Source organism: Facklamia sp. HMSC062C11 (assembly GCF_001810675.1).
GTDB classification, from domain to species: Bacteria; Bacillota; Bacilli; order Lactobacillales; family Aerococcaceae; genus Facklamia; species Facklamia hominis.
Window position 1 is genome coordinate 113,943 of record NZ_KV802382.1, and the last position, 23,813, is coordinate 137,755.

Genomic DNA, 23,813 nt, shown 5'->3' on the forward strand with positions numbered 1-23,813 from the left:
CAAAAGATGGAATACGATGGTATAATAGCGATATTAGCTTTATGAAAAGAGGTTTATAATGACCCATAAAAAAGAATTGAATAATTTATTGCGGATTGTTGTAGTATGCATCGCTTCCTTGGTCAACTTATTGAGTATTTATGTATCGTTTTATTTAAAATTTTGGACACAAATCCCAATGCGTAACTTTCAAGCTTTTCAAGCATCTTATCTTTGGATTTTGTTGGGTTTTATTGTGATCCATATTCTATTTGGGACATATATTTTTTACAATAAAACTTATTTGGATTTGTTTTATTTTACCTTTTTAGGCCAGGTCTTTATGATGGTTTTTATGATGGCTTTGAGCTATGCGGGAGCTTGGCTGACTTTCCCCAGATCGGTTATTTTACTGAATTTATTAGTAGGGACTGGGCTTTTATATGTCTTTAATGCCTTTTCCTACTGGCTATATCATCGTTTGTCGGGACGAAAACGGATTATGATTTTAGGTCAAAAGGATCAGGTTTTTGAAGCGGTTGTCAATTTCTCCCGAATGACTAACCAACGACATCAAGTAGTATTTGTTGGATTTGAGGATTACTATCAAAAAGTACAGGATTATAGTGATCAGATTGATATTGTTTATTTAACGGGTTATGTTGAAGAAGCAGAACGTTTAAGAATCTATGAGTATCTTATGCGTCAAGATAAGAAATTATTTTTAGGCACTCAATTTGCTAATTTAATGATGGTCAATCCTAATATTATGTCATTTGAGGATGAAAGTATTATTGAACTATCCGGATTTTCTATTCCTTTTGAACAAGCTATTCTTAAGCGGTCGTTAGATATTTTGGTGGCTTTAACTTCTCTAGTCCTGTTATCGCCGGTCATGTTGGTAACGGCGCTAGCGATTCATTTTGATAGTCCGGGACCCGTTTTTTATAAGCAAGAACGCGTAACTAAGGGACAAAAAGTTTTTAAAATTTTAAAGTTTCGCTCAATGAGCCAAGAGGCAGAGCAAGTTTCTGGCCCTGTTTTGGCAAGCTCCAATGACCAACGGATCACCAAGGTGGGTAAGTTTATTCGATCTACCCGAATCGACGAGTTGCCGCAAATGATTAACGTTTTAAAAGGAGAAATGTCCTTGGTGGGTCCAAGGCCTGAACGACCTTTTTTTGTTAACCAATTTAAGCAGCAGAATCCATATTATGACCTTAGGCATCAAGTTCGGGCTGGAATTACGGGCTATGCGCAAGTCTATGGAAAATATGCGACAGACTTCAATAGTAAGCTAAATTTTGATCTCTTGTATATTAAGAAGTATTCTTTAGCCTTTGATTTTAAATTGCTATTTCAGACTTTAAAAATTCTCTTCGATAAAGTTTCTGCGAGGGGGATTGAAGAACAGACGCTTAACCAGCTTTCTTGGGAAGATTTCAAGGATCAACTTCAGATTTTGGAAGACTAACTGAATAGGAGTTCCTAGTAAAATAGGAAAAAAGGATTTACCGGCTTAGTGATATAAGTCGGTAAATTTTTGTTTGCTCGATAATATGCCATTGTTTGAAAGTATCTAACTTGTTTTTGCAGTGAGAGAATATGATACAATAGAAAGTGAATATTACAAGGTGGAGGATGAGGGGATGACTTATCGGTATCCAGATGATAGTTTGATGCTACATACAGATCTATATGAAATAAATATGTTAAAAACATACTGGGAAAAAGGAATCGATCAAAAACAAGCGGTCTTTGAAGTGTATTTTCGCAAGAACCCCTTTCAAAATGGTTATGCTATTTTTGCTGGATTGGAAAGGGTTATTAATTATTTAGATCAGTTTCGCTTTTCAAAATCAGATATTGAATACTTAGCTGGGTTAGGATTGTATTCACCAGAATTTTTAGATTATTTATCAAAAATGGAATTACAACTCACTGTTCGATCGATGGTTGAAGGAGAGTTATGTTATGCAGATGAACCACTTATGCAGGTTTCCGGTCCCTTGGGTCAGTGTCAACTAGTGGAGACGGCGATCCTAAATATCGTGAATTATCAGACCTTGATTGCGACAAAAGCAGCTCGAATTCGATCTGTAGCAGGTGAAGGAGACAGTATTGCTGAATTCGGTGCTAGACGAGCTCAGGAAATGGATGCTGCGGTATGGGGTGCACGTGCAACCTATATTGGAGGATTTAATTCTACTTCTAATGTTCGAGCTGGGAAGTTATTTGGTATGCCTATTTCTGGGACACATGCCCACGCTTTGGTGCAAGCCTACCGTGATGAGTATGAAGCATTTAAAGCATATGCTCAAACCCATCGAGATGTTGTCTTCTTAATTGATACTTATGACACTTTGAAATCAGGTCTTCCTACCGCTATTAAGGTAGCTAGGGAGATGGGAGATCAGATTAATTTTATTGGGGTACGGATTGATTCGGGGGATATGGCCTATCTATCGAAACGGATTCGGGAACAACTCGATGAAGCGGGTTTCCCAGAGGCACTAATTGTTGCTTCCAACGATTTAGATGAAAAAACCATTTTGAACTTGAGAATGCAGGGTGCTAAGATTAACTCTTGGGGTATTGGAACAAAAATCATTACAGCCTATGACCAACCAGCTTTGGGTGCAGTGTATAAATTGGTAAGTATTGAAGATCAAACAGGACACTTGGTTCCAACGATGAAGATTTCTTCTAATGCTAGTAAGATTACTACTCCAGGCGAAAAGCAAGTTTGGCGCATTACTCGGCAAAAAGATGGAAAATCCGAAGGGGATTATGTGGCTTTAATAGATGAAGAACTTAAAGGCTTAGATTCGCTTTATATGTTCCATCCGGTGTATCCATATATCAATAAAACAGTTAAAGAATTTAATGCCAGACCCTTACTCCAAGTAATCTATGATCAAGGACAACGTATCTATGATTTGCCGACCTTAGAAGAAATACGTCAATATGCAAAAAGCAATTTGGATTGTCTATGGGAAGAACATAAACGAATTTTAAACCCACAAATCTATCCAGTCGATCTGTCTACCAAGCTCTATCAGTTGAAGATGGATTCCATTGATGCCATTCGCCAAAGAGTCGCTGAAAATGCCAGAGTATTGGCGGATGAATTAGATTTGAGTGATGACTAGGGGGAGATTAGATGCGTTCTTTGCAAGCTGAAATTATGGAATTCTTAAAGGTTCAACCAATCATTGATCCTCAAGAAGAAATTGAACGTAGCATCCAATTAATGATGGATTACCTTAGCTATCATTCAGGGCTGACTAGTTTAGTTTTGGGTATTTCAGGGGGGCAGGATTCAACTTTGGTTGGAAAGTTAGCTCAAATGGCCATTGATCGATTAAGACAGGCCCATCCAGCCATCAATTATCGATTTATCGCAGTCCGTCTGCCTTATGGTGATCAATTGGACCAAGCAGATGCTCAAGCAGCCCTGGACTATATTAAAGCGGATCAGGTGATAACGGTTAATATTAAGTCTTCCACGGATAAGACGGTTCAAAGTCTACAAGAAGCAGGCCAAGAGATCTCTGATTTTAATAAGGGAAATATTAAGGCGCGGATGCGGATGATCATTCAATATGCTATTGCTGGCCAAAATCAAGGGGTGGTATTAGGCACGGATCATGCTGCAGAGAGTGTGACAGGCTTTTTTACCAAATACGGAGACGGGGCGGCAGATTTGATGCCGATTTGGCGGTTAACGAAATCACAAGGTCGTCAATTATTGGCTTATTTAGATTGCCCTCCTGCTCTTTATAAAAAAATACCGACCGCTGATTTGGAAGATCAGCGGCCGATGCAATCGGATGAGGAGGCTCTAGGTGTGTCTTATGATGAAATTGATCAATATTTAATGGGGCAGGCTGTTTCAGAATCGGCAGCTCGTGTCATTGAGAATTGGTATCTAAAAACGAAACATAAGCGTCATTTGCCCATTACTGTTTTTGATGATTTTTGGAAGTAGCAGATGAGAGAAGGGATACCTTGTTGCTAGTAAATTTGATGATTCGGGCTATACTTACTTGTTTGATTTCCAGTGTGCTGACCTATTCACTCATCTGGATTAGTCAAAAAGGCTTTTTGCCCAAAGATAAGAAAAGTCAAAAGCCTTTTTTTGGGGGTCTAGCGATCTATATTAGTTTTTGGCTTAACTATTACATGGCTTGGCCATATTTTGATACACGGCAATGGGGACTATTAATAGCTTCTACAGTGGTCCTTTTAACGGGTCTTTTGGATGATTGTCTGACTCTTAGCCCGGTGTTAAAATCAATCGGGATAATTATTGCTTGTCATTTGATTTATCGGGTGGATCATATTGTGTTTACTTCGGCGATTTTGGACACCTTTCCTAGCTGGATGAGCGGTCCCTTGGCCTATGTATTTACGCTTATATGGATCTATTTCTTGACGAATGCCTTTAATTTAATTGATGGGATTGATGGACTATCTTCCAGTGTTTCAATAACGAGTTTAGTCTCCATGATCATGGTGACGCTTAGTTTTTCGCTCACCATTCAGGTAGACTTTGTTTTGATGTTATTGTTACTTTTATCAGCAATTTTGGGTTTTTGGATTTTTAACTGGCCGCCTGCAAAAATCATTCTAGGAGATACGGGTTCTTTATTTATCGGGTTTATGTATGCAGCGATGACAGTAAGAAATTTGAAGCACGCTAGTTTGTATACCTTAGTTTTGCCAGTCTTAATTTATGCGGTGCCCTTGTTTGATACGATTTATGCGATTATTCGTCGATTTTTAAATGGACAGCCGATTACATTAGGCGATCGTGATCATATCCACCATCGATTGTTACGCCGGGGATGGACTCAGGGACAGATAAATTTTTTAATGATCATCATGACGATGATGTTCTCAGTTCTCGCTTTTGCCTTACAGGCTTATCCTCAATATAAGGTAAGCATTTTTTCTGTGATCATTATGATTCTACTATCTATGGCACTATGGACTTATTTTTTAGGAAAAGATAATCGATCGTGATTTTAGATTTAGGGCTTCTTTGAGGAGTTTTTAATGGGAAGATTAACTGGTCTAATGTGGTCAAATTGCCAATCAATTTGCTGATTAAAGCGGTCGGCTAATTGTTGTTCTAATAAGGCTGCTTCTTCTTGAGCAATAGCTATTTGATGAATGACCGTGTCTAGGTATTGGCTATCGAGTATTTGAGGAGGATTAGCTAGCTGTGAAATGAAATATTGAAAAGAATCATTGAGCTTGTATGCCATGTTCAGATTGATGATGGCCTGGTTGGTATTTTCAACGAGAGTACTTATTTGAAGGGCTTGGGAAGTGGCGGAGGAGTATGCCCGAATTAGCCCACCAGCTCCTAGTTTTATTCCTCCAAAATATCTCACGACGACGGCCATTAGGTAGGTTAAGTTCTCCTGTTTAAGAACTTCAAGGATAGGAATTCCTGCTGTACCGCTAGGTTCGCCATCATCGCTCATGCGTTGAATTTGGCCAGTATCTTCGAGAATATAAGCATAACAGTGATGTGTTGCTTTAGGGTGTTCTTTTTTGATTTGATCAAGATTGACTTGAAATTCTTCCTCATTCTGAATAGGAATTAAGTAGCTAATAAAACGGGATTTTTTAATTTCGAGTTCGTGAACGATGGTATCTTGAATGCTTCGGTAATTTATCATGGAGTCCACCTTTCTTTTGTGCTAGGATATACTTAACTTGCTTTAATAGATTAAATTGTAGCATATTCTTAATATCAAACGAATTAAATAACTTTTTTCTAGGAAGGATAAATGATGAAAACTGCTCTGATTGTTGATTCGACAGCATATTTAAATGAAGATATTGCCAACCACCCAGATGTTTATACAATTCCATTGAGTTTAGTTTTTGAGAATGGGACTTATTACCAAGATACGAGTGATCGATCGATTCAATTAAAATTTTATGAAGATCTAGAGCGATCAACGACTTTACCAAAATCGTCGCAGCCTCAACCTGGTAAGTACTATGAACTGATGGATACCCTTGTTTCAAAAGACTATCAGGCAGTTATTGCGATTCATTTATCATCAGGCATTTCAGGGGCGTATTCATTGGGTCAATCGATTATGCAGGAATATCAAGATCGATTAGAATGCTATTGTGTTGATTCTAAGTCTTCTTGTATTGTTATGGAAGTTTTGACGCGTTTAGCGATTGAATCATTAGAAAGTGGACTTTCTCCTCAAACGGTTGCCAAACAGTTAATTTGGCAGAGTCAGCGGGGTCAGACTTATTTAATGGTAGAATCGCTAGATAATTTAGTTAAAGGTGGACGCTTGAATGCGGCTGGGGCTCTTGTTGGTCAATTGTTGAAAATTCGACCGATATTATATTTTGATGAAGCAGGAAAAATCTTGCTTTTTGAGAAAGTGCGAACCAATAAAAAGGTCTTTTTAAGGTGGATAGAGCTCGCTCAAGCTGCGTGGGAAAAATATCCTGAGGGAGTCATTTTTATGTTAACTCATGCAGAGAACGAAGAGGCGTGTGATAAGATGAAAGACATGTTGTTACAAGCTTTTCCAGATTCAGACGTTTATATTAACTGCTTAGGACCAGTTATCACTACTCATACTGGGAAAGGCAGCTTAGGTTTTGGAATATTACCTAAGATCCAGAACGAACATTGTAAATAGCGCAAATTCCCCTTTTTGGAACTACTTGTATTTAGTTCCAAAGAGGGGGTTTTTTTATCGATTGGCAAGCATATTTTATAGGGCGGTTATTGAGTCGGTCTGAGATTCAGCAAACTTGCTTAAAGTATCAATTAGATGGTAAAGTTCCTGATGCTAATTTTTTAAGTCACTTTCAGCAGATTCCTGCCATCATAAAGCATGGTAATAGTTTTCGCTGTCAAAGATGTCATAATCATGATCCAAGGTGTTTTCCAATTTTAAATAGTGACCAGCAAATGGTTTTTTGTAGTGAATGTATCATGATGGGAAGGTTAACGAATAAGGATGTTTTATATTTTTTGCCAGAAAAACCTAATCGATCGCTTGCAGTAAATCAAGCATCGAAACTTACCTGGCAAGGCACATTATCTGAACAACAAGCACAAGCCAGTCAAGAAGCCCTGAAGGCTTTAGCCAATCCCGCTTGTCCGCACTTAATTCATGCCGTCACAGGAGCAGGTAAAACAGAGATGTTATTTCCAGTCATTGATCAAGTTCTTCAAAAAAATGGCAAAGTTGCAATTGCCTCACCGAGAGTGGATGTCTGCTTAGAATTAGCGCCTCGAATTGAAGCGGCCTTTCAAAAATGTCAGATATGTCTATTATATGGGAGTCCAGAATCGGCTTATATTCCGAATGATATTATGATATCAACGACCCATCAATTGTTACGATTTAAAGAAGCTTTTGATTTATTGGTGGTTGATGAGGTGGATGCTTTCCCTTATTTAAATAATCGTTCGCTCCATTACGCCGTGGCTAGAGCTGTTAAATCTACAGGAAAACTCTTATTTTTAACAGCGACTCCAGACAAGGTGTTAGAACAAGCGGTTAAACAAAAGAAGATCACAGCCAGTGTACTACCGGCACGTTTTCATGGTTATCCCTTGGTGGAACCGAATTTTATTTGGTTGGGGGAGTGGCAAGTAGCATTAAAAAAGCGAAAGAAGCGTTCGCGGCTAATGAGTTTATTAAAATATTATATGACCCTACAAGGACCTAAATTGATTTTTATGGCGAATATCCATTATGCAAAGATGCTAGCAGAATGGTTGAAAGAGATTGCTCCTCTTCTTAAAGTGGAGGCTGTTTATGCCAGTGATCCCCTTCGTAAAGACAAGGTATTAAAATTGCGCAAGGAGGAGCTCGATGTCTTGGTGACTACGACCATATTAGAAAGGGGTGTCACTTTTACTAATTGTCAGGTCTTAATACTCGGAGCTGAAGATCCTTTGTTTGATAAGTCTTCCTTAGTTCAAATGTCGGGGAGAGTTGGTCGAAAGGCGACGCATCCTAAGGGAATTTTGATCTATGGACATTGTGGCATTACTCGTGAAATGCGAAAGGCACGTAATGAAATTCGTCAGATGAATCGGATGGCACGTCAAAGAGGCCTGTTAAAGGAGGCCGAAATATGAGCCAAATCAATTGTTTATTATGTCAAGAATCGATCGAAGTGGAATTAACTTGGCAGGAGCTTTTCTCCTTCCAACCGATTCAAAAAACGCCTATCTGTCAAAATTGTTTAAAAAGATGGCATCCCTATCAAGTAGAGGAGAGTGCGTGTTCAGCTTGTGGCCGTCTATTGGGGGAGGGCCAAGAGGATATATATCATCAATCATATTCGGTTAATGATCGAGTGTATTGTCTGGATTGTTATCGCTGGTTGGGAAAATACCCGGTAGAGTTATTACATCATCGGGGAATGTATCATTATGAAGGGGGACTAAAAGATAGTTTATATTGTTATAAATATCAGGGAGATATCCGAATGGCTCAACTATTTGCTAAAGACTTAAAGAAAGTTTATCGTTTTTATCGTAAGTTTGATTGGTTAGTCCTACCTTCTTCTCCCGCCTCTTTAAATCAAAGGGGCTTTCATGCGACTGGCCAGTTGCTAAAAGCCGCTGGTATTCCTTTTCGCTGTCCTTTTATTTATAAGGGGGACGGTATTAAGCAGGCTAGTAAAAATCGTCAAGCACGTTTGAAATTAACGAATCCCTTTGAATGGGATTCCAAGCAACCTTTGTGTTTAAAGTCCAAACAAGCTCATCTACTTTTCGATGATGTCTATACGACGGGAGCTACCATGCTATGTGCAAAGGATTGTCTAAGTCGGCGTTATTTACAAGTCTATTCTAATTTAGAAAAGATTCGATCGATTAGTTTAGCAAGAGATTAATGAACAATGAGCTATAGCGTTTTCAAACTGAGGGTTTTATGTTATAATGAGATAAAGCTAATAGATAGCTTTTAACCTAAGAAGTATTGACTTAGGTAATTGAAATGAAATGAGGGATTTATATGTTTAACTATAATGTCCGTGGAGAGAATATCGAAGTCACTCAAGCGATTCGCGAGTACGCAGAAAAGAAAGTATCTAAGCTAGAACGTTTCTTTACTGATGTACCTAATGCAACAGCCTATGTTAATTTAAAAGTTTATCCAGATAAAACGGCTAAAGCTGAAGTAACGATTCCCCTTTCTTTCCTTGTACTTAGGGCAGAAGAAACGAATCCAGACTTATACGCTTCGATTGACTTTGTAGTAGATAAATTAGAACGTCAAGTTCGTAAATATAAAACAAAAATTAACCGTAAATCACGCGAAAAAGGTTTAGATTTTGCATTGCCACAATTAGATACTCCGGTTAAAGAGGAGTCTTCTGATTCTGATTTAGAGATCGTTCGTTCTAAGAAAATTGAATTAAAACCAATGGATTCTGAGGAAGCGGTTCTTCAAATGAATATGCTAGGCCATGATTTCTTTGTGTATCATGACCGTGATACCAATGAAATAAACATTGTTTATCGCCGTAAAGACGGACGCTATGGTCTGATTGAAACTGCTTCAATTGGTTAAAACTTATCGTAGGATATTATTAGGAATTAAGTGAGAGGATTCTTGCTTAATTCCTTTTTTGTATGCTAATTTTTTTAAGGTAACTTTTGGTTGGTAGAAAAGACTCAGAGAGTGTTTTGGCGAGTTTAAGCGAGTTGAAGTAATAAGGCATAGAAATATAACTTATATTAAAAGAGCTGGGACTATTTTGTCCCAGCTTTTGTTTGTTAAACTTATTACCAAATACGATAACCGACACTGGTTTCTAAGAGACCGCGCTCGATATCCCATCGGCAGTATTGTAGGTATATCATTTCATCGGTATTGCCATAGTAGGCTAGAAAAGGCATAGAGAGTCCGTCGTAGAAATAATTATATTGGTCATCACGTTGAAAATTAACCGTTTGTGTGAACTCATATCCCTTGGAATAGCCTTCTGCATCCGTAATAATAGCTTGGGTACCCACTTGTAAAATTCCTTGGTCAACCAAGGGATTAAAAGGGCCGGTGTAATTAACATAATCGTAATGGGCGAAGAAAGAATGGATACCGTTCATACCGACAGCCGCTGTGCCGTTTTCTAAGAGCACTTGTTCGATCTTACTAAAGTCATTGTTGAAAGAGGATCCGGTATTGCCGTAAAGGGGTTTAAAAGGAAATTCGTAATTATCTATTTTTAATGTATTAGGTGTATATCCCAGTTGTTGTCCTTTATCAGACATCTGGGGAGCCTTGCCGTTTTGATAGGATGCTGGATATTTGGCTTTATAATTGATGTGGTTTGGGTTTTTGTCATCATAACGATCAATCGGGATGCCTAATTTTACGAGTTGATCTACGATAACTTGGTTCCGGTCTTGTCCTTCTTTAATATCAAAATGAAAATCTTTTTCACTGAGAGATATTTCTTTGGCATTAGATTCTTCGGCTGAGATATGAGGGGTGGCCAAGTTAAAGCCGCTTAAGTAAAGTGCTATGCAGATAAGGCTGATGAATGCTTTATACTGTGATTGTTTCATTGAGTTACCCCTTTCTTCATTTTCTATATTATACCCTAAAATAGCTGATTACCTTGTGAACAATCTATGAATTAATTTGAATGAATTTGCAAGAATTGAAAATATGCTTTTAATTAGTGACATTTTAATGGTACAATAGTAAGGTGAATAAATTTGTCTTATACAGGCGATGTAAAAGGCTGAAAAGTGATAAAAGGAGTGTCAGGATGGCCAACTTTCTTAAGAATTTAATTGAGAATGATAATGCCGCATTACGTCATACAGGGAAACTTGCAGACCAAGTCATGGCATTAGAAGATAAATATAAAGCAATGACAGATGAAGAACTCAGAACACAAACGACTTTATTTAAAGAGCGTTTAGCAAAGGGCGAGAGTCTGGAAGATATTCAAATTGAAGCCTTTGCGGTGGTAAGGGAAGGTGCTAGAAGAGTCCTGGGGCTTTTCCCTTTTAAAGTACAAATTCAGGGTGGCTTTGTTATTCATAACGGAGACATTGCAGAAATGAAGACCGGTGAAGGGAAAACTCTAACGGAAACTATGCCTGTTTATTTGAATGCTTTAACCGGTAAAGGCGTTCACGTAGTGACTGTTAATGATTATTTAGCAACGCGGGACTCGAAAGAAATGGGAGAACTCTACCGTTTCTTAGGCTTAACAGTTGGGCTGAATCTTAACTCCATGAACTCAGCTGAAAAACGTCAAGCCTATGCATGTGATATTACCTATTCAACCAATAATGAATTGGGCTTTGACTATTTGAGAGATAATATGGTTGTTTATAAGGACCAAATGGTTCAACGTCCTCTATACTTTGCGGTAGTTGACGAGGTGGATTCCATCTTAGTTGATGAGGCACGGACACCGTTAATTATTTCTGGCCAAGGTGAAAAATCTAATATCTTATATAATCGAGCAGACTATTTTGTGAAAGGCTTGACGGAAGAAGAGGATTATACGATTGATCTTACTTCAAAATCGATCATGTTGACGGACCAAGGGGTCGATAAAGCTGAAAAAATATTCCGTTTAGAAAACTTATACGATGTAGATAATACAGCACTTGTTCACCACATTGACCAAGCTTTAAGAGCCAACTATATTATGATCTATGATATTGACTATGTGGTTGATGAAGGCGAAGTTAAAATTGTGGACCCATTTACTGGACGGATCATGGAAGGCCGTCGCTATTCAGACGGTTTGCATCAAGCGATCGAAGCCAAGGAAAATGTTGAAATTCAGGATGAATCAAAGACGATGGCAACGATTACTTTCCAAAATTACTTCCGGATGTATGAGAAGTTGTCTGGAATGACAGGGACGGCCAAGACTGAAGAGGAAGAGTTCAGAGAGATCTATAATATGAATGTTATTACGATTCCAACTAATCGTCCGGTTATTCGAGATGATCGACCAGATCTTTTGTATCCTAATTTGCGATCGAAGTTCAAGGCTGTAGTAAAAGAAATTAAACGGCGTCATGAATTAGGTCAGCCTCTGTTGGTGGGTACAGTAGCCGTTGAAACGTCAGAATATCTCTCTAATCTGTTGAAACAAGAAGGAATTCCTCACGAAGTTCTTAATGCTAAGAATCACTTTAAAGAGGCTGAAATTGTTATGCAAGCTGGCCAAAAAGGGGCAGTAACAATTGCAACGAATATGGCTGGTCGGGGAACCGATATTAAGTTAGGCTCAGGGGTTAAAGAAGTTGGGGGTCTGTGCGTTATTGGTACAGAACGTCATGAGTCGCGGCGGATTGATAATCAATTGCGCGGTCGGGCAGGACGTCAAGGAGACCCTGGAGCTTCACAATTCTACTTGTCCTTAGAAGACGATTTGATGCGCCGTTTCGGAACGGATCGTGTTCAAGCGATTTGGGAACGATTAAATATGGACGACGGTGAAGAAGATGATATGGCCATTGAAAGTAAGATGCTTTCACGTCAAGTAGAGTCCGCTCAAAAACGGGTAGAGGGAAATAACTACGATACTCGTAAGAGCGTATTGGAGTATGATGAGGTAATGCGTGAGCAGCGTGAAGTCATCTACGGTCAACGTTTACAAGTGATTAATGAACAGGAAAGTTTGACCGATTATGTCAAAGCGATGATTAAACGGACGATCGACCGTGAAGTTGCTTATGCAACAGAGGGCGATAAAAAAGAATGGAAGCTTGAAAGCTTATTGGATTTTGCGCATACTTGTTTGACGAGTCCAGACAAACTATCTCTTAGTGACTTAGAAGGTAAGTCACCGGCTGAATTGCGTGACTTCTTATATGGTCGTTCGGTAGCGGCATTGGATGAGAAGATTGCTTTATTAAATGGGCCTGAACAGGTCTTGGAATTTGAAAAAGTAATCATCTTACGAGTGGTCGACTCGAAATGGACTGACCATATTGATTCCATGGACCACTTGCGTCAAGGAGTGGGGCTAAGAGCTTATGCTCAGACGAATCCGTTGACGGAATATCAAACGGAGGGTTATGATCGTTTCCAAGAAATGATTGCAGCGATTGAGTATGACGTCACACGTTTTATTATGAAAGCTCAAATTCGTCAAAACATTGAACGTGAGCAAGTCAATGATCCAAGTCCAAGAATTGATCCAAGTTCAATGCCTTTACACCAAAGCCGTAAAACATTAAAAGGCTAAAATAATTAAATGAGCCCTTTGGACATTGGTCCCGAGGGCTCATTATTCTAACAAATTACATCCACGAAGTAAGATGGAGGGAAGATATGGAACTTTATGAAGTGAAGGATAAAATAGAAGAAGCCAACTTAACCATCCAGACGATCAGGAGGTCTCTTTGACTTGGATCAAATGGAAAGTGATATTGCACAGTGTCAAGATAGGATGGCTCAACCTGGTTTTTGGGACGATCAATCGCAGGCACAATCAATTATCCAGGAGATGAATGATAAGGAGTCTACACGCAATGCTTTCTTAAAGCTAGTGTCTGATTGGGAAGATTTACAAGTGGAAGTAGAGCTATATGAGGAGACCCTAGATAGACCTTTATGGGAGGAAATAGAAAAGAATTGTTATAAATTTGAACAAAACTTAAAGGCCTATCAACTTTCCTTGCTTTTATCCGAAGAACATGACCATTGTAATGCCATATTGGAAATCCATCCCGGTGCTGGTGGCAAAGAATCCCAGGATTGGGGGCAGATGTTGCTTCGAATGTATGAGCGCTGGGCTAGTCAGCATGATTATCACATTTCGGTCATTGATTATCAAAACGGCGAGGAAGCAGGCATTAAAAGCGTGACTTTAGAAGTGTCAGGGGATAAAGCCTATGGTTTCTTGAAGTCGGAAAAAGGAGTGCATCGATTGATCCGCATTTCCCCTTTTGATTCTAATGGGAAAAGACATACTTCATTTTGTTCGATTGATGTTACCCCAATGATTGATGACTCCATTGAGATCCATATTAATCAAGATGACTTAAGAATTGATACTTATCGAGCAAGTGGAGCAGGTGGTCAACATATTAATAAGACTTCATCAGCTGTTCGAATTACTCATATTCCGACTGGAATCGTGACACAAAGTCAAGCTCAGCGGTCTCAAATACAAAATAGAGAGCAGGCTATGGGCTTACTTCGTGCCAAACTGTATCAGCTTGAATTAGCTGATAAAGAAGCAGAGCTTCAGAAAATAAAGGGAGAGCAAAAAGAGATTGCTTGGGGTTCTCAGATTCGTTCGTATGTGTTTCACCCTTATCGCATGGTAAAAGACCATCGAACGAACTTTGAAAGCGCCAATGTTGATGCGGTAATGGATGGGGAGATCGATCCCTTTATCGACGCATATTTAAACTGGCATCTAGACCAGGAAAACTAAAGGAGAAATCAGGATGATCAAGTTAGTGAATGTCAGCAAACAATACGACAATAAAGTTTGGGCGCTAAAAAATATTTCACTCAGGATTGAAAAAGGAGAGTTTGTTTACTTAGTGGGACCGAGTGGATCCGGAAAGTCAACTTTGATGAAATTGTTGAATCGTCAAGAACAGGCAACCGCTGGAAAGGTTCAAGTAGATCAATTTAAGGTTGATCAATTAAAGAGAAATCAGCTTCATTTATTAAGAAGGCAAGTAGGGATTGTTTTTCAAGACTTTTGCTTGCTGCCTCAGGCGACGGTTGCGGAAAATGTGGCCTATGCTTTAGAAGTAACAGGTAAATCCAATAAGTCGATAAAAAAACGAGTCAATGAAGTTTTAGATTTAGTAAATTTACGGGCGAAAATGAATCAACTTCCAAGTGAGCTATCTGGTGGAGAGCAACAACGTGTTGCGGTGGCTCGAGCTCTTGCTAATCATCCAAAAATATTAGTGGCTGATGAACCAACGGGAAATCTAGATCCCGTGAATGCTGTTGAGATCATGCACGTTTTGGAAAGAATTAACCGTCAAGGGACGACAGTTTTGATGGGGACGCACAATGATACGATTGTTAATACACATCCTCACCGTATTCTTCAGTTGCATAAAGGAAGACTGGTCAGAGATATTGCAGTAAGGGGGGGACAGTATGAAAGCCGTGCGTAGTTTTTTTAGACATCTACGAGATGCTGGACGAAATTTTACCCGAAATGGTTGGATGACAACCGCCTCTGTTGTAATGATGAGTGTTACTCTATTTTTCTTAGGCTTGTTCTTTTTAGTGGCAGCGAATGTAGAACAACTCACTCATACCGTTGAAAATGAAATTCAAATTCGCGTGACCATAGATCCTATAGCCAATGTTGAAGAACAAAAAGAACTTGGCGAGCAGATCACTCAGATTCCAGCGGTGAGTCGTGTGGTTTATCGGTCAGCCCAAGAAGAGTTGGAAGAGTATAAGGATGTGATCACGGAGGATTTTGATGTATTAAATGATGAAAATCCCTTGAATGATATGTACCTCGTGACCGTTACTTCTGCAGATAAGATTGACGAAGTTTCTAATAAAATTTCTGATTTGGATTATGTACTCAATGCCAATGTAGGAAGCTTAGATATATCGGGATTGGTTACAGGAGTTAAGATTGTTCGTTATGTTATTGCATTATTGGCAGCGATATTTATCATTTTAGCAGTGATATTAATCTCAAATACGATTCGCTTAGCCATTCAAACACGATCAAGAGAAATCGAAATCATGCAGTTAGTCGGGGCTAAGCGATCCTATATCCGGGCACCGTTTACGATAGAAGGAGCAGTGATTGGAATGTTGGGAGCTTTATTTGCTTCTGCAATCTTATATGCTTCCTATCAAGGATTAATTACCCTTGCGCATGAGTTTTTAGCCTTTAATCCTAAACTGGCCTTGCCTGTTATGCCATACTTTATTTATTTAGCAGTGGCCTTGATGCTATTTGGAAGCCTTTTGGGGGTTGTGGGTGCTATGCGTTCAGTTCGTCGATTAGTGGATTAATAAAATTTTGATATAGAATAGAAAGGGGCTTTAACTTAGGTGGACATCTGAGTTAATGCTCTTTTTTTCTATGGAGAGTGTCTCTTTTAAGCTGTAACTTAATTTGTTAGAATAAATACAAATGAATAATTAGGAGGCGAAGGACAGTTGAAACATATTTTAGTAGTAGATGATGAGCCTTCGATTGTAATTCTATTAGAATATACTTTAAAACAAGCGGGATATAAGGTTTCAATAGCTCGTGATGGTAAGGTTGCCTATGATATGATCAGTTCACAAAATTTTGATTTAGTGCTTCTGGATATCATGCTACCAAAAATGGATGGTATGGAAGTCTGTCGTAGAATTCGTCAAGAACGGATTCAAGTTCCTATTATTATGTTAACAGCAAAATCTGAAGAATATGATAAAATTATCGGTTTGGAATTGGGAGCAGATGATTATATCACGAAACCCTTTAGCCCTAGAGAGGTGATCGCGCGAATCAAGGCGGTTAGCCGGAGAACCAATTCGCCATCAAACCGTCCGATTATAGAAAAAAATGATGCGTTAGAAAATCAACCATCATCATCTGAGAATCAAAGTTTGAAGGGCATTGTAAACTATGGTGATATCCAAATTGATTTAGATCATTTTGAGGTTTTAGTGAGGGGAGAAAAGGTGGAGTTAACTCCCAAAGAGTATGAATTATTGGTCTATTTTACTCAACGTCAGGGGCGAATTATCAGTCGGGATCAACTCCTAAATCAAATTTGGAATTTTGATTATGCGGGAGAGACTCGTATTGTCGATGTTCATATTTCACATTTACGAGAGAAGATTGAGGAAGATACCAAGAGTCCTAAATATATTAAAACCGTTCGAGGCTTTGGGTATAAGTTTGAGGTGCCTCGTGTATGATAAAAAAATTAGCTAGTAAAAAGGGCTTATTAACTGGCCTTTTTATAGTTTGTTTTAGTTCAATAATTTTAATAGTAGCTATATTTACTAGACAGATGATTTTTGAGGCAGTTAATCGACAATTAGATTTATATAGTCAAGTCCTTGAACCGGTGCTTAAACAAGAGGATGAGCTGATGATGGAATCGCTCCAAAAGTCTTTAGATACCAGTCAATCACAAATAGTGGTATTAAAGCAATCGTCGCAAGATCATACAGAACTAAAATGGTTCTGGTCTAATTCGGTGGGATCCAATCATCCTAAGAACGCATCTATCTTGATTGACAAACTGTCTAATCAGTCTTCTGAAGGATTAGTTAATTGGTATGATGATCATTATTTTTTTGCGGCTAAAAATTTTAAACTAGATGGTCAGTTATATTGGTTTATTATGAATCAACCTTTTTCTTATTATCAAGGTTATCGTCGCTATTTTTTATTCTCTTTTATTTTATTAGGTGCTTTATTAATCATGAGCTTTTTATTATTTAGTCGACGTCAAAGTGAAAAATGGTTGAATGTTATTGAGCCAATCAATCAAGCTTTGGATCACTTAGAGAGAACACCTTTGTATTATTTTAAAGAAGTCCCTGATAAAATGCCTGAAGTGGCCCAGCTAGTCAATCGGATTAATCGCCTAATTGATGATCGCGCAAAAGTTCAAAGAAAATATGCTAATCGAAAGAGTCAGTATTATCTCCTACTCGAAAACATTAATCTTGGTGTAATGGTTATTGATAATCAAGGGTTTATTCAGTTAGTTAATCCTATGATGGATCAACTATTAGGTATCAATAAATCAGCGAAAGGTCGCTCGTACCAAAGTGTGATTAAATCTTCACAATTAGTCCATTTAATTAAACAAGTGGGTCAAACTAAGAAGACCACCCAAGGAGAGATTGAATTTTATGTGCCCAAGACCATTTATTCGGAAGTAACAGTTTTACCCTATCATGACAGTCTTCAAAGGCCCTCCATTCTTGTTTTACTATATGATATTTCAAAAATTAAACGGCTGGAAGCAGTACGCTCTGAGTTCGTGGCGAATGCATCGCATGAATTAAGAACGCCGATTACTGCGATTAAGGGGTTTTCAGAAACGTTAAAAGACGGAGCGCTTCAGGATCCTCTTTTTGCAAAAGAGTTTGTGGATATTATTTATAAAGAAAGCAATCGTTTGGAAACCATTGTTGAAGATATCTTAGCTTTATCTCGTATTGAAAAAAATACTGACAATCAGGAAGAGACCGTCATGGATTTGGTTGAACTAGCGACCAATATTATTCAGAGTTTAAAGGCGAAGTTGGATAAAAAAGAGATTGATCTTGTTTTAAAAGGAGACTCTGAATTAGCTTATTATGGAAGCTACCATCGTATTGAACAAGTTTTAACAAACTTAATTGATAATGCCATTAATTACTCAGATAGAGGCGGGCAAATTACGGTTTCGATTGTTTCAAAAGGGAAGTATATTCAATTAACCGTATCGGATACTGGAATAGGAATTCCAGCGGAAGATTTGGAACGGATTTTTGAACGGTTTTATCGGGTAGATAAGGCTCGTAGTCGTAATTCTGGCGGAACAGGCTTGGGCTTATCCATTGTAAAAAATTTGGTTCACAATATGGGAGGAACGATTTCTGTCAAGAGTCAAGTAGGTAAGGGGAGCCGTTTTATTGTCACTTTACCCGTTAAAAACTAGAATAATTAAGAGCCCTTTTAGGGCTCTTTTTTGTAATCATTTTGTAATATATAAGGAAGGATCTTTACAGTGAATTTACAATGATCGAGTAGAATAGATTTGTTGAGTGATGAATCATTCAAAATTTGGGTAAGGAGTAGTGACGATGCAAGGTAAAGCTGTTGAGAAAATTATGAAATATCTTTTTATGTTTTGTGCGCTTTTATCAGTAGTGTCCATACTATTAATTTTTTATTTTATTTTTATTGGAGGAGTAAAAACGAATACTGGGTGGAGATTCGATGGAGGACTCCCCTTTTTTGCCAAACATGGTATTAAAGAAACGTTATTTGGTTTGAAATGGCAACCGAATTGGAAAGAGCCCCTTTATGGAATATTGCCTTTTGTTTTAGGGTCGATTTATGTCACTTTAGGATCAATTATTGTCGGGGTGCCAATTGGTATTTTGACGGCAATTTTTATGGCTTATTTTTGCCCTGATCCTCTTTACCGTGTATTAAAGCCGGCGATAAACTTAATGGCTGCGATTCCTTCGATTGTTTATGGTTTTTTTGCTTTACAAATATTTGTTCCTTTTTTTAGGGGACTGAGCTTTTTACCAAAAAATAATGGGATGCATATCGTAACAGCCTCCATTTTATTAGGGATTATGATTTTGCCAACAGTCATTAGTTTGTCAGAAGCAGCGATTCGTGCTGTTCCCAAACATTACTATGATGCATCAATGGCCTTAGGAGCGACCCATGAACGATCAGTTATGAAAGTCATGCTACCAGCGGCTCGTTCAGGAATTTTTTCAGCCGTCATTTTAGGTGTTGGACGCGCAATTGGGGAAACGATGGCGGTAGTCTTAGTCGCTGGCAATCAACCCCGCTTAGCCACGAGCATTTTTGATGGGACACGGACCTTAACCACGAATGTGGTTCTAGAAATGGGGTATGCTTCAGGGGATCATCGCCATGCTCTGATTATGACAGCTTCCGTACTCTTTATTTTTATTTTGATAATAAATTCAACCTTTATGTGGGTCAAATCGAAAGGAGCATCAAAAAAATAATGGCGTCAAAATTAATTAAATTTTTTGTTTGGTTGGCCGCGATTTTCACAATGGGCATGTTGTTTTTTATCGTTGGATTTATTCTTTGGAAAGGAATTCCAGCGATGAATTGGGACTTGTTCGCTTGGGAATACACGACTAAGAATGTTTCAATGATGCCGGCGATCATTTCGACATTAATTATGATTGCGGCTTCCTTAGTAATTTCCGTTCCAATTGGTGTATTTACCGCTTTTTATTTGGTGGAATATGCAGATCGAGGCAATCGATTAGTATATTGGATTCGATTAGCGACAGATACACTATCGGCGGTTCCTTCGATTGTTTATGGGCTGTTTGGGATGTTATTTTTTGTAAATGCGATCTTTAAAACTTATTCCCATATTGCAGGTGCTTTAACGTTGACCATCATGATTTTACCAATTATTATTTCTTCGACGGAAGAAGCTTTGCTGTCGGTAAATAATTCATTAAGGATGGGATCTTTGGCCTTGGGGGCAGGAAAATTAAGAACAATATTTACGGTAGTTCTACCTGTAGCAATGCCAGGAATTCTCTCAGGAGTTATTTTAGCGACTGGGCGGATAGTCGGGGAGTCGGCGGCTTTACTTTATACGATGGGTACGTCTTCGGGGATGATTCAGTCCATGTTAAGTTCAGGTCGAACTTTAGCGACTCACATGTACGTCTTATCTTCAGAGGGGTTGCATGTGGAAGAAGCTTATGCGACGGGTTCGGTGTTGATTGTGCTTGTTTTATTGATTAATGGTCTGTCAACGCGCATTGGCAATAGATTAGGTTCAGGAGGGAAATAACCATGACCAGAAAAGTTAAGTTTGAAATAAAGGATTTAGATTTTTACTATAGTGATTTTCATGCCTTAAAGGATATTAATATGGATATCGAAGAGAATTTAGTGACAGCTTTTATTGGCCCATCGGGTTGTGGAAAATCCACTTTCTTAAAGATATTAAATCGTATGCAGGATTTAACACCAGGCACTCGTGTTGAAGGTTCTGTTAAATTGGATGGCCTTGATATTTATGACCGCCGCATGGATATTAACACATTACGTAAAAAAGTCGGTATGGTATTCCAGCAGCCCAATCCTTTTCCTAAATCGATTTATGACAATATAGCATATGGTCCGCGGACACATGGGATAAAAGATAAGACGAGGCTTGATCAAATTGTAGAGAATTCTTTGCGTGGCGCTGCAATCTGGGATGAGGTTAAGGATAAGCTTTATCAAGATGCAACAGCTGTTTCTGGTGGACAACAGCAGAGAATCTGTATCGCCCGAGCCATTGCTAATGAACCTGAAGTGATCTTGATGGATGAACCTACCTCTGCCTTGGACCCTATTTCGACGAATAAGATTGAAGACTTGGTTCATGAATTGAAAGAGAAGTATACCGTTATTATTGTGACACATAATATGCAGCAAGCCGCACGTATATCCGATAAAACAGCATTCTTTTATCAAGGGGTTGTTGTAGAATATGATAATACAGAGACAATCTTTTCAAATCCAAACAAACAACAAACTCAAGACTATATTTCCGGTCGTTTTGGATAAGCCTTAATATGTAGGAGGATTATTATGAGAGAAACATATGTTCACGACTTACAAACATTTCAAAATATGTTATCCGAGCAGTCAATTCTTGTCATCGAACAGGTATACCAAGCCATGGATGCCTTCAATAAAGTCGATAGTCAGATTGTTAATAAATTAAAAGAGGAAGACAGCTATGTTAATCAATTAACGAATGCGATTGAAAGAGAAGCCTATCGCTTGATAGCTCTTCAACAGCCGGTAGCCGAAGACCTACGTTTAATTTTTTCTGTAATGAATGTGAGTTTAGATTTAGAGCGGATTGGTGACCATGCAGTCTTAATTGCAAAAAACATTCTTCGCAGTGCGGAGGAAGGTACGGAAAAAATTGAACCATTAGCAGAAATTATTAATAGTATGGCGGCAATTACACAAGAGATGTTAACTAAAACGATGGATGCATTTAACGAGCGAGATACAGATCGAGCGCGCGCTATTGCTGCAGAAGATGAAAAGGTGGATGCAAAATTAAAAGAGCTTTACCATGAGACATCGCGTATTATGGAAAAAGATCGCGACAATATTCATTTTGGAATAAATTATATTGCGATTGGCAATTCGTTAGAGCGGATTGGAGACTATATTACCAATATTTGTGAGCGTATTATTTACTTAGAATCGGCAATTATTGTGGACTTAAATCGTTAATTTACATCATCTTTACATTGGATTTACCTTAAATTTACAATGTGTCGTTATACTATAAATAGATCAAGTTGATGTGTTTGAAACTTGATCAGATTTTAAAGAGATATAAAAAGGAGCGTTTTTTGTGAAAAAATCATTGAAAGTTTTACCGATGTTAGCCGCTGTTGGTTTGGGATTATCCGCTGTGGTTCCTGCTTTTGCCCAAGAAGGTCCTATTAACGTTATCACTCGTGAAGACGGTTCTGGAACTCGTGGAGCTTTTGTTGAGATTGTCGGTGTGACGGATGAAGATGGTAATGACTTAACCTCTCCAGAAGCAGTTACTCAAAATCAAACTTCAGGTGTACTAACAACGGTAGCTGGCGATCCTTCTGCAATTGGCTACATTTCCTTAGGATCATTAAATGACACCGTAAAAGCTTTGAAAGTCGATGATGTAGAAGCAACTCCAGAAAATGTAGCTAATGGTAAATACCCAATTGCTCGTCCTTTCAATGTGGCTTGGTCGAATGAAAATGACTTGTCAGAAGTTGCCAAGGACTTCTTAGCGTTTATTCAATCAAAAGAAGGTCAAACAATTGCTGAAGAAGAAGGGTTTATCGCTGTAACAGATATGATGGCTGATTCAAATGAAGCTAAGGAAGAATCTGAATCTTCAGAAGAAACGGAAGAAGCAAATGAAGAAACACAAGATGAAGCTTCGACGGATGAAGAGTCTGCTGAATCGGAAGAATCTAGTGAAGAAACAGCTGAAGAAGGCGGACTTCACGGAGCTGCTTCATTACCATCCTATGAGCCAGCAGGAGAATTAGAAGGAACCATTGAATGTATTGGTTCAACTTCTGTGTCACCATTAATGGAAAAATTAGCCGAAGCATATAAAGAATTGCAACCAAAAGTTGAAATTAATATTACTGCGAATGGCTCATCTGCTGGTATGGAAGCAGCGATTAATGGAACTGCAGATTTAGGAATGGCATCTCGCGAATTAAAAGATGAAGAAAAAGAAGTTTTAAGTTCAACAGAAATTGCCTTAGATGGTATTGCCGTGGTAGTTAATAATGATAATCCAGCAGAAGGATTAAGCTTAGAAGCAATTCGCTCAATTTTCTTAGGAGAATTATCTCAATGGGAAGAAGCTGTTAAATAAGTTTAGCCTATAATAAAAATTTATTTTGAAAAACCGGTTCATTTTGGTAATGAGCCGGTTTTTTGAACGATAAAGGAAACGCTATGAGCAAGAAGCTTTAACTTAAATAAATAACGTGTTATACTGAAAAGGATTACAGAAAGAGGGATTGATCATGCATTTAGAAGATGAAATGAATGAATTGATGGATGAAGTGATCGAAAGATATCGCTCAAAAGTTGAGGCTGGTGATCTTTTTGTACTGGGCTGCTCTACGTCAGAAATTGCGGGAGGGCATATTGGTAAAGACTCAGTACCAGAATACGGGCAGATTATTATTAAAGTTTTAAGAGAACGGTTGAAAGAGTTAGAACTCAATCTAGCTGTTCAAGGATGTGAACATATAAATCGTTCGTTAGTTGTTGAAAAGGAAGTAGCCAAGAATTATGGCTTAGAGATTGTTTCAGTGGTTCCAGCAATTCATGCAGGAGGAGGTTGTGCTGTAGCGGCTTATGAGCAATTCGCTAATCCGGTAATGGTAGAGCATATAGTGGCAAGCTCTGGGATTGATATTGGGGATACCAATATTGGGATGCACATCAAGCACGTTCAGATTCCGGTTCGTTTTAAGAAGAATCAGCTTGGTGGTGCACGAGTAAATGGGTTGACCTCTCGACCTAAGTTAATTGGGGGCGTGAGGGCACGTTATAGTCTTTAATCGTCT

General features: G+C 38.5%; 22 protein-coding genes. 20 read left to right on the top strand and 2 right to left on the bottom strand.

Features of this window, described 5'->3' with window-relative positions:
* Window positions 1-58 precede the first annotated feature (58 nt).
* From HMPREF2758_RS02170 to HMPREF2758_RS02185, 4 genes are all read left to right on the top strand, one after another.
* The gene (locus tag HMPREF2758_RS02170; protein WP_016648822.1) at window positions 59-1,453 is read left to right on the top strand and encodes a sugar transferase; all 1,395 of its coding nucleotides are present in this window, start codon (window positions 59-61) and stop codon (window positions 1,451-1,453) included.
* 175 nt (window positions 1,454-1,628) lie between these two features.
* Window positions 1,629-3,131: a nicotinate phosphoribosyltransferase gene (locus HMPREF2758_RS02175; protein WP_070608930.1), complete on the top strand. Its 1,503-nt coding sequence runs from the start codon at window positions 1,629-1,631 to the stop codon at window positions 3,129-3,131.
* Between the two features lie 11 nt (window positions 3,132-3,142).
* A complete protein-coding gene (nadE, locus tag HMPREF2758_RS02180; protein WP_070608932.1) occupies window positions 3,143-3,970 on the top strand; it encodes an ammonia-dependent NAD(+) synthetase in 828 nt (275 codons plus the stop codon).
* A 20-nt stretch (window positions 3,971-3,990) separates the two neighbouring features.
* On the top strand, window positions 3,991-5,007 hold the full coding sequence (locus HMPREF2758_RS02185) for an MraY family glycosyltransferase (RefSeq protein ID WP_231285852.1): 1,017 nt from the start codon (window positions 3,991-3,993) through the stop codon (window positions 5,005-5,007).
* 8 nt (window positions 5,008-5,015) lie between these two features.
* Here the strand turns inward: HMPREF2758_RS02185 and HMPREF2758_RS02190 are convergent, their stop codons facing one another.
* On the bottom strand, window positions 5,016-5,672 hold the full coding sequence (locus HMPREF2758_RS02190) for a YigZ family protein (protein ID WP_070608934.1): 657 nt from the start codon (window positions 5,670-5,672) through the stop codon (window positions 5,016-5,018).
* Between the two features lie 111 nt (window positions 5,673-5,783).
* Between HMPREF2758_RS02190 and HMPREF2758_RS02195 the strand changes: the two genes are divergently transcribed.
* The 4 genes from HMPREF2758_RS02195 to hpf all read left to right on the top strand — a co-directional run bounded on the left by HMPREF2758_RS02195 (window position 5,784) and on the right by hpf (window position 9,569).
* Window positions 5,784-6,668, top strand: coding sequence for a DegV family protein (locus tag HMPREF2758_RS02195; RefSeq protein WP_070608936.1), 885 nt, complete (start codon window positions 5,784-5,786; stop codon window positions 6,666-6,668).
* Window positions 6,669-6,757: 89 nt separating this feature from the next.
* Window positions 6,758-8,125 (top strand): ATP-dependent helicase ComFA, encoded by a 1,368-nt coding sequence (locus tag HMPREF2758_RS02200; protein WP_070608938.1) that lies wholly within the window; start codon window positions 6,758-6,760, stop codon window positions 8,123-8,125.
* On the top strand, window positions 8,122-8,889 hold the full coding sequence (locus tag HMPREF2758_RS02205; RefSeq protein WP_070608940.1) for a ComF family protein: 768 nt from the start codon (window positions 8,122-8,124) through the stop codon (window positions 8,887-8,889). Before HMPREF2758_RS02200 ends, HMPREF2758_RS02205 begins: the two co-directional genes overlap by 4 nt.
* A gap of 122 nt (window positions 8,890-9,011) precedes the next feature.
* A complete protein-coding gene (gene hpf / locus HMPREF2758_RS02210) occupies window positions 9,012-9,569 on the top strand; it encodes a ribosome hibernation-promoting factor, HPF/YfiA family (protein WP_070608942.1) in 558 nt (185 codons plus the stop codon).
* A 215-nt stretch (window positions 9,570-9,784) separates the two neighbouring features.
* On the opposite strand, the gene HMPREF2758_RS02215 is transcribed toward hpf, so the two are convergent.
* Window positions 9,785-10,567 (bottom strand): hypothetical protein, encoded by a 783-nt coding sequence (locus tag HMPREF2758_RS02215; RefSeq protein ID WP_070608944.1) that lies wholly within the window; start codon window positions 10,565-10,567, stop codon window positions 9,785-9,787.
* A 206-nt stretch (window positions 10,568-10,773) separates the two neighbouring features.
* Between HMPREF2758_RS02215 and secA the strand changes: the two genes are divergently transcribed.
* From secA to HMPREF2758_RS02275, 12 genes are all read left to right on the top strand, one after another.
* Window positions 10,774-13,224 carry a preprotein translocase subunit SecA gene (gene secA / locus HMPREF2758_RS02220; RefSeq protein ID WP_070608946.1) on the top strand — a complete coding sequence of 817 codons (2,451 nt, stop codon included), beginning with the start codon at window positions 10,774-10,776 and terminating at the stop codon, window positions 13,222-13,224.
* A gap of 86 nt (window positions 13,225-13,310) precedes the next feature.
* Window positions 13,311-14,421 (top strand): peptide chain release factor 2 gene (prfB, locus tag HMPREF2758_RS02225; RefSeq protein WP_148128871.1). Its coding sequence is split into 2 segments (ribosomal slippage): window positions 13,311-13,382 and window positions 13,384-14,421, totalling 1,110 coding nucleotides; the frame shifts between segments, so codons are not numbered across the junction.
* A 7-nt stretch (window positions 14,422-14,428) separates the two neighbouring features.
* Window positions 14,429-15,127, top strand: a complete 699-nt coding sequence (gene ftsE, locus HMPREF2758_RS02230) for a cell division ATP-binding protein FtsE (protein ID WP_210384431.1) — start codon at window positions 14,429-14,431, stop codon at window positions 15,125-15,127.
* Complete coding sequence (gene ftsX, locus HMPREF2758_RS02235) at window positions 15,111-15,995, top strand: permease-like cell division protein FtsX (protein ID WP_070608950.1); 885 nt, start codon at window positions 15,111-15,113, stop codon at window positions 15,993-15,995. Before ftsE ends, ftsX begins: the two co-directional genes overlap by 17 nt.
* Before the next feature lie 147 nt (window positions 15,996-16,142).
* The gene (locus HMPREF2758_RS02240; RefSeq protein ID WP_070608952.1) at window positions 16,143-16,895 is read left to right on the top strand and encodes a response regulator transcription factor; all 753 of its coding nucleotides are present in this window, start codon (window positions 16,143-16,145) and stop codon (window positions 16,893-16,895) included.
* A complete protein-coding gene (pnpS, locus tag HMPREF2758_RS02245; RefSeq protein WP_070608954.1) occupies window positions 16,892-18,637 on the top strand; it encodes a two-component system histidine kinase PnpS in 1,746 nt (581 codons plus the stop codon). Before HMPREF2758_RS02240 ends, pnpS begins: the two co-directional genes overlap by 4 nt.
* Before the next feature lie 145 nt (window positions 18,638-18,782).
* Entirely contained in the window at window positions 18,783-19,694 is a 912-nt protein-coding gene (gene pstC, locus HMPREF2758_RS02250) for a phosphate ABC transporter permease subunit PstC (RefSeq protein ID WP_070608956.1), read from the top strand.
* The gene (pstA, locus tag HMPREF2758_RS02255) at window positions 19,694-20,509 is read left to right on the top strand and encodes a phosphate ABC transporter permease PstA (protein ID WP_070608958.1); all 816 of its coding nucleotides are present in this window, start codon (window positions 19,694-19,696) and stop codon (window positions 20,507-20,509) included. The genes pstC and pstA overlap by 1 nt, the downstream gene beginning before the upstream one ends.
* Window positions 20,510-20,511: 2 nt before the next feature.
* Entirely contained in the window at window positions 20,512-21,273 is a 762-nt protein-coding gene (pstB, locus tag HMPREF2758_RS02260; protein WP_006908218.1) for a phosphate ABC transporter ATP-binding protein PstB, read from the top strand.
* A 24-nt stretch (window positions 21,274-21,297) separates the two neighbouring features.
* Window positions 21,298-21,960 (top strand): phosphate signaling complex protein PhoU, encoded by a 663-nt coding sequence (phoU, locus tag HMPREF2758_RS02265; protein WP_070608960.1) that lies wholly within the window; start codon window positions 21,298-21,300, stop codon window positions 21,958-21,960.
* 124 nt (window positions 21,961-22,084) lie between these two features.
* Window positions 22,085-23,110 (top strand): substrate-binding domain-containing protein, encoded by a 1,026-nt coding sequence (locus tag HMPREF2758_RS02270; RefSeq protein ID WP_070608962.1) that lies wholly within the window; start codon window positions 22,085-22,087, stop codon window positions 23,108-23,110.
* A gap of 154 nt (window positions 23,111-23,264) precedes the next feature.
* The gene (locus HMPREF2758_RS02275) at window positions 23,265-23,807 is read left to right on the top strand and encodes a TIGR01440 family protein (RefSeq protein ID WP_016648839.1); all 543 of its coding nucleotides are present in this window, start codon (window positions 23,265-23,267) and stop codon (window positions 23,805-23,807) included.
* Window positions 23,808-23,813 lie beyond the last annotated feature (6 nt).

Bases quoted from the DNA above. Each gene is read 5' to 3' on its own strand.
- HMPREF2758_RS02170 (WP_016648822.1), top strand. From the start codon at position 59: ATGACCCATAAAAAAGAATTGAATAATTTATTGCGGATTGTTGTAGTA.
- HMPREF2758_RS02175 (WP_070608930.1), top strand. From the start codon at position 1,629: ATGACTTATCGGTATCCAGATGATAGTTTGATGCTACATACAGATCTA.
- nadE (WP_070608932.1), top strand. From the start codon at position 3,143: ATGCGTTCTTTGCAAGCTGAAATTATGGAATTCTTAAAGGTTCAACCA.
- HMPREF2758_RS02190 (WP_070608934.1), bottom strand. From the start codon at position 5,672: ATGATAAATTACCGAAGCATTCAAGATACCATCGTTCACGAACTCGAA.
- HMPREF2758_RS02195 (WP_070608936.1), top strand. From the start codon at position 5,784: ATGATGAAAACTGCTCTGATTGTTGATTCGACAGCATATTTAAATGAA.
- HMPREF2758_RS02205 (WP_070608940.1), top strand. From the start codon at position 8,122: ATGAGCCAAATCAATTGTTTATTATGTCAAGAATCGATCGAAGTGGAA.
- hpf (WP_070608942.1), top strand. From the start codon at position 9,012: ATGTTTAACTATAATGTCCGTGGAGAGAATATCGAAGTCACTCAAGCG.
- HMPREF2758_RS02215 (WP_070608944.1), bottom strand. From the start codon at position 10,567: ATGAAACAATCACAGTATAAAGCATTCATCAGCCTTATCTGCATAGCA.
- secA (WP_070608946.1), top strand. From the start codon at position 10,774: ATGGCCAACTTTCTTAAGAATTTAATTGAGAATGATAATGCCGCATTA.
- ftsX (WP_070608950.1), top strand. From the start codon at position 15,111: ATGAAAGCCGTGCGTAGTTTTTTTAGACATCTACGAGATGCTGGACGA.
- pnpS (WP_070608954.1), top strand. From the start codon at position 16,892: ATGATAAAAAAATTAGCTAGTAAAAAGGGCTTATTAACTGGCCTTTTT.
- pstC (WP_070608956.1), top strand. From the start codon at position 18,783: ATGCAAGGTAAAGCTGTTGAGAAAATTATGAAATATCTTTTTATGTTT.
- pstA (WP_070608958.1), top strand. From the start codon at position 19,694: ATGGCGTCAAAATTAATTAAATTTTTTGTTTGGTTGGCCGCGATTTTC.
- pstB (WP_006908218.1), top strand. From the start codon at position 20,512: ATGACCAGAAAAGTTAAGTTTGAAATAAAGGATTTAGATTTTTACTAT.
- phoU (WP_070608960.1), top strand. From the start codon at position 21,298: ATGAGAGAAACATATGTTCACGACTTACAAACATTTCAAAATATGTTA.
- HMPREF2758_RS02275 (WP_016648839.1), top strand. From the start codon at position 23,265: ATGCATTTAGAAGATGAAATGAATGAATTGATGGATGAAGTGATCGAA.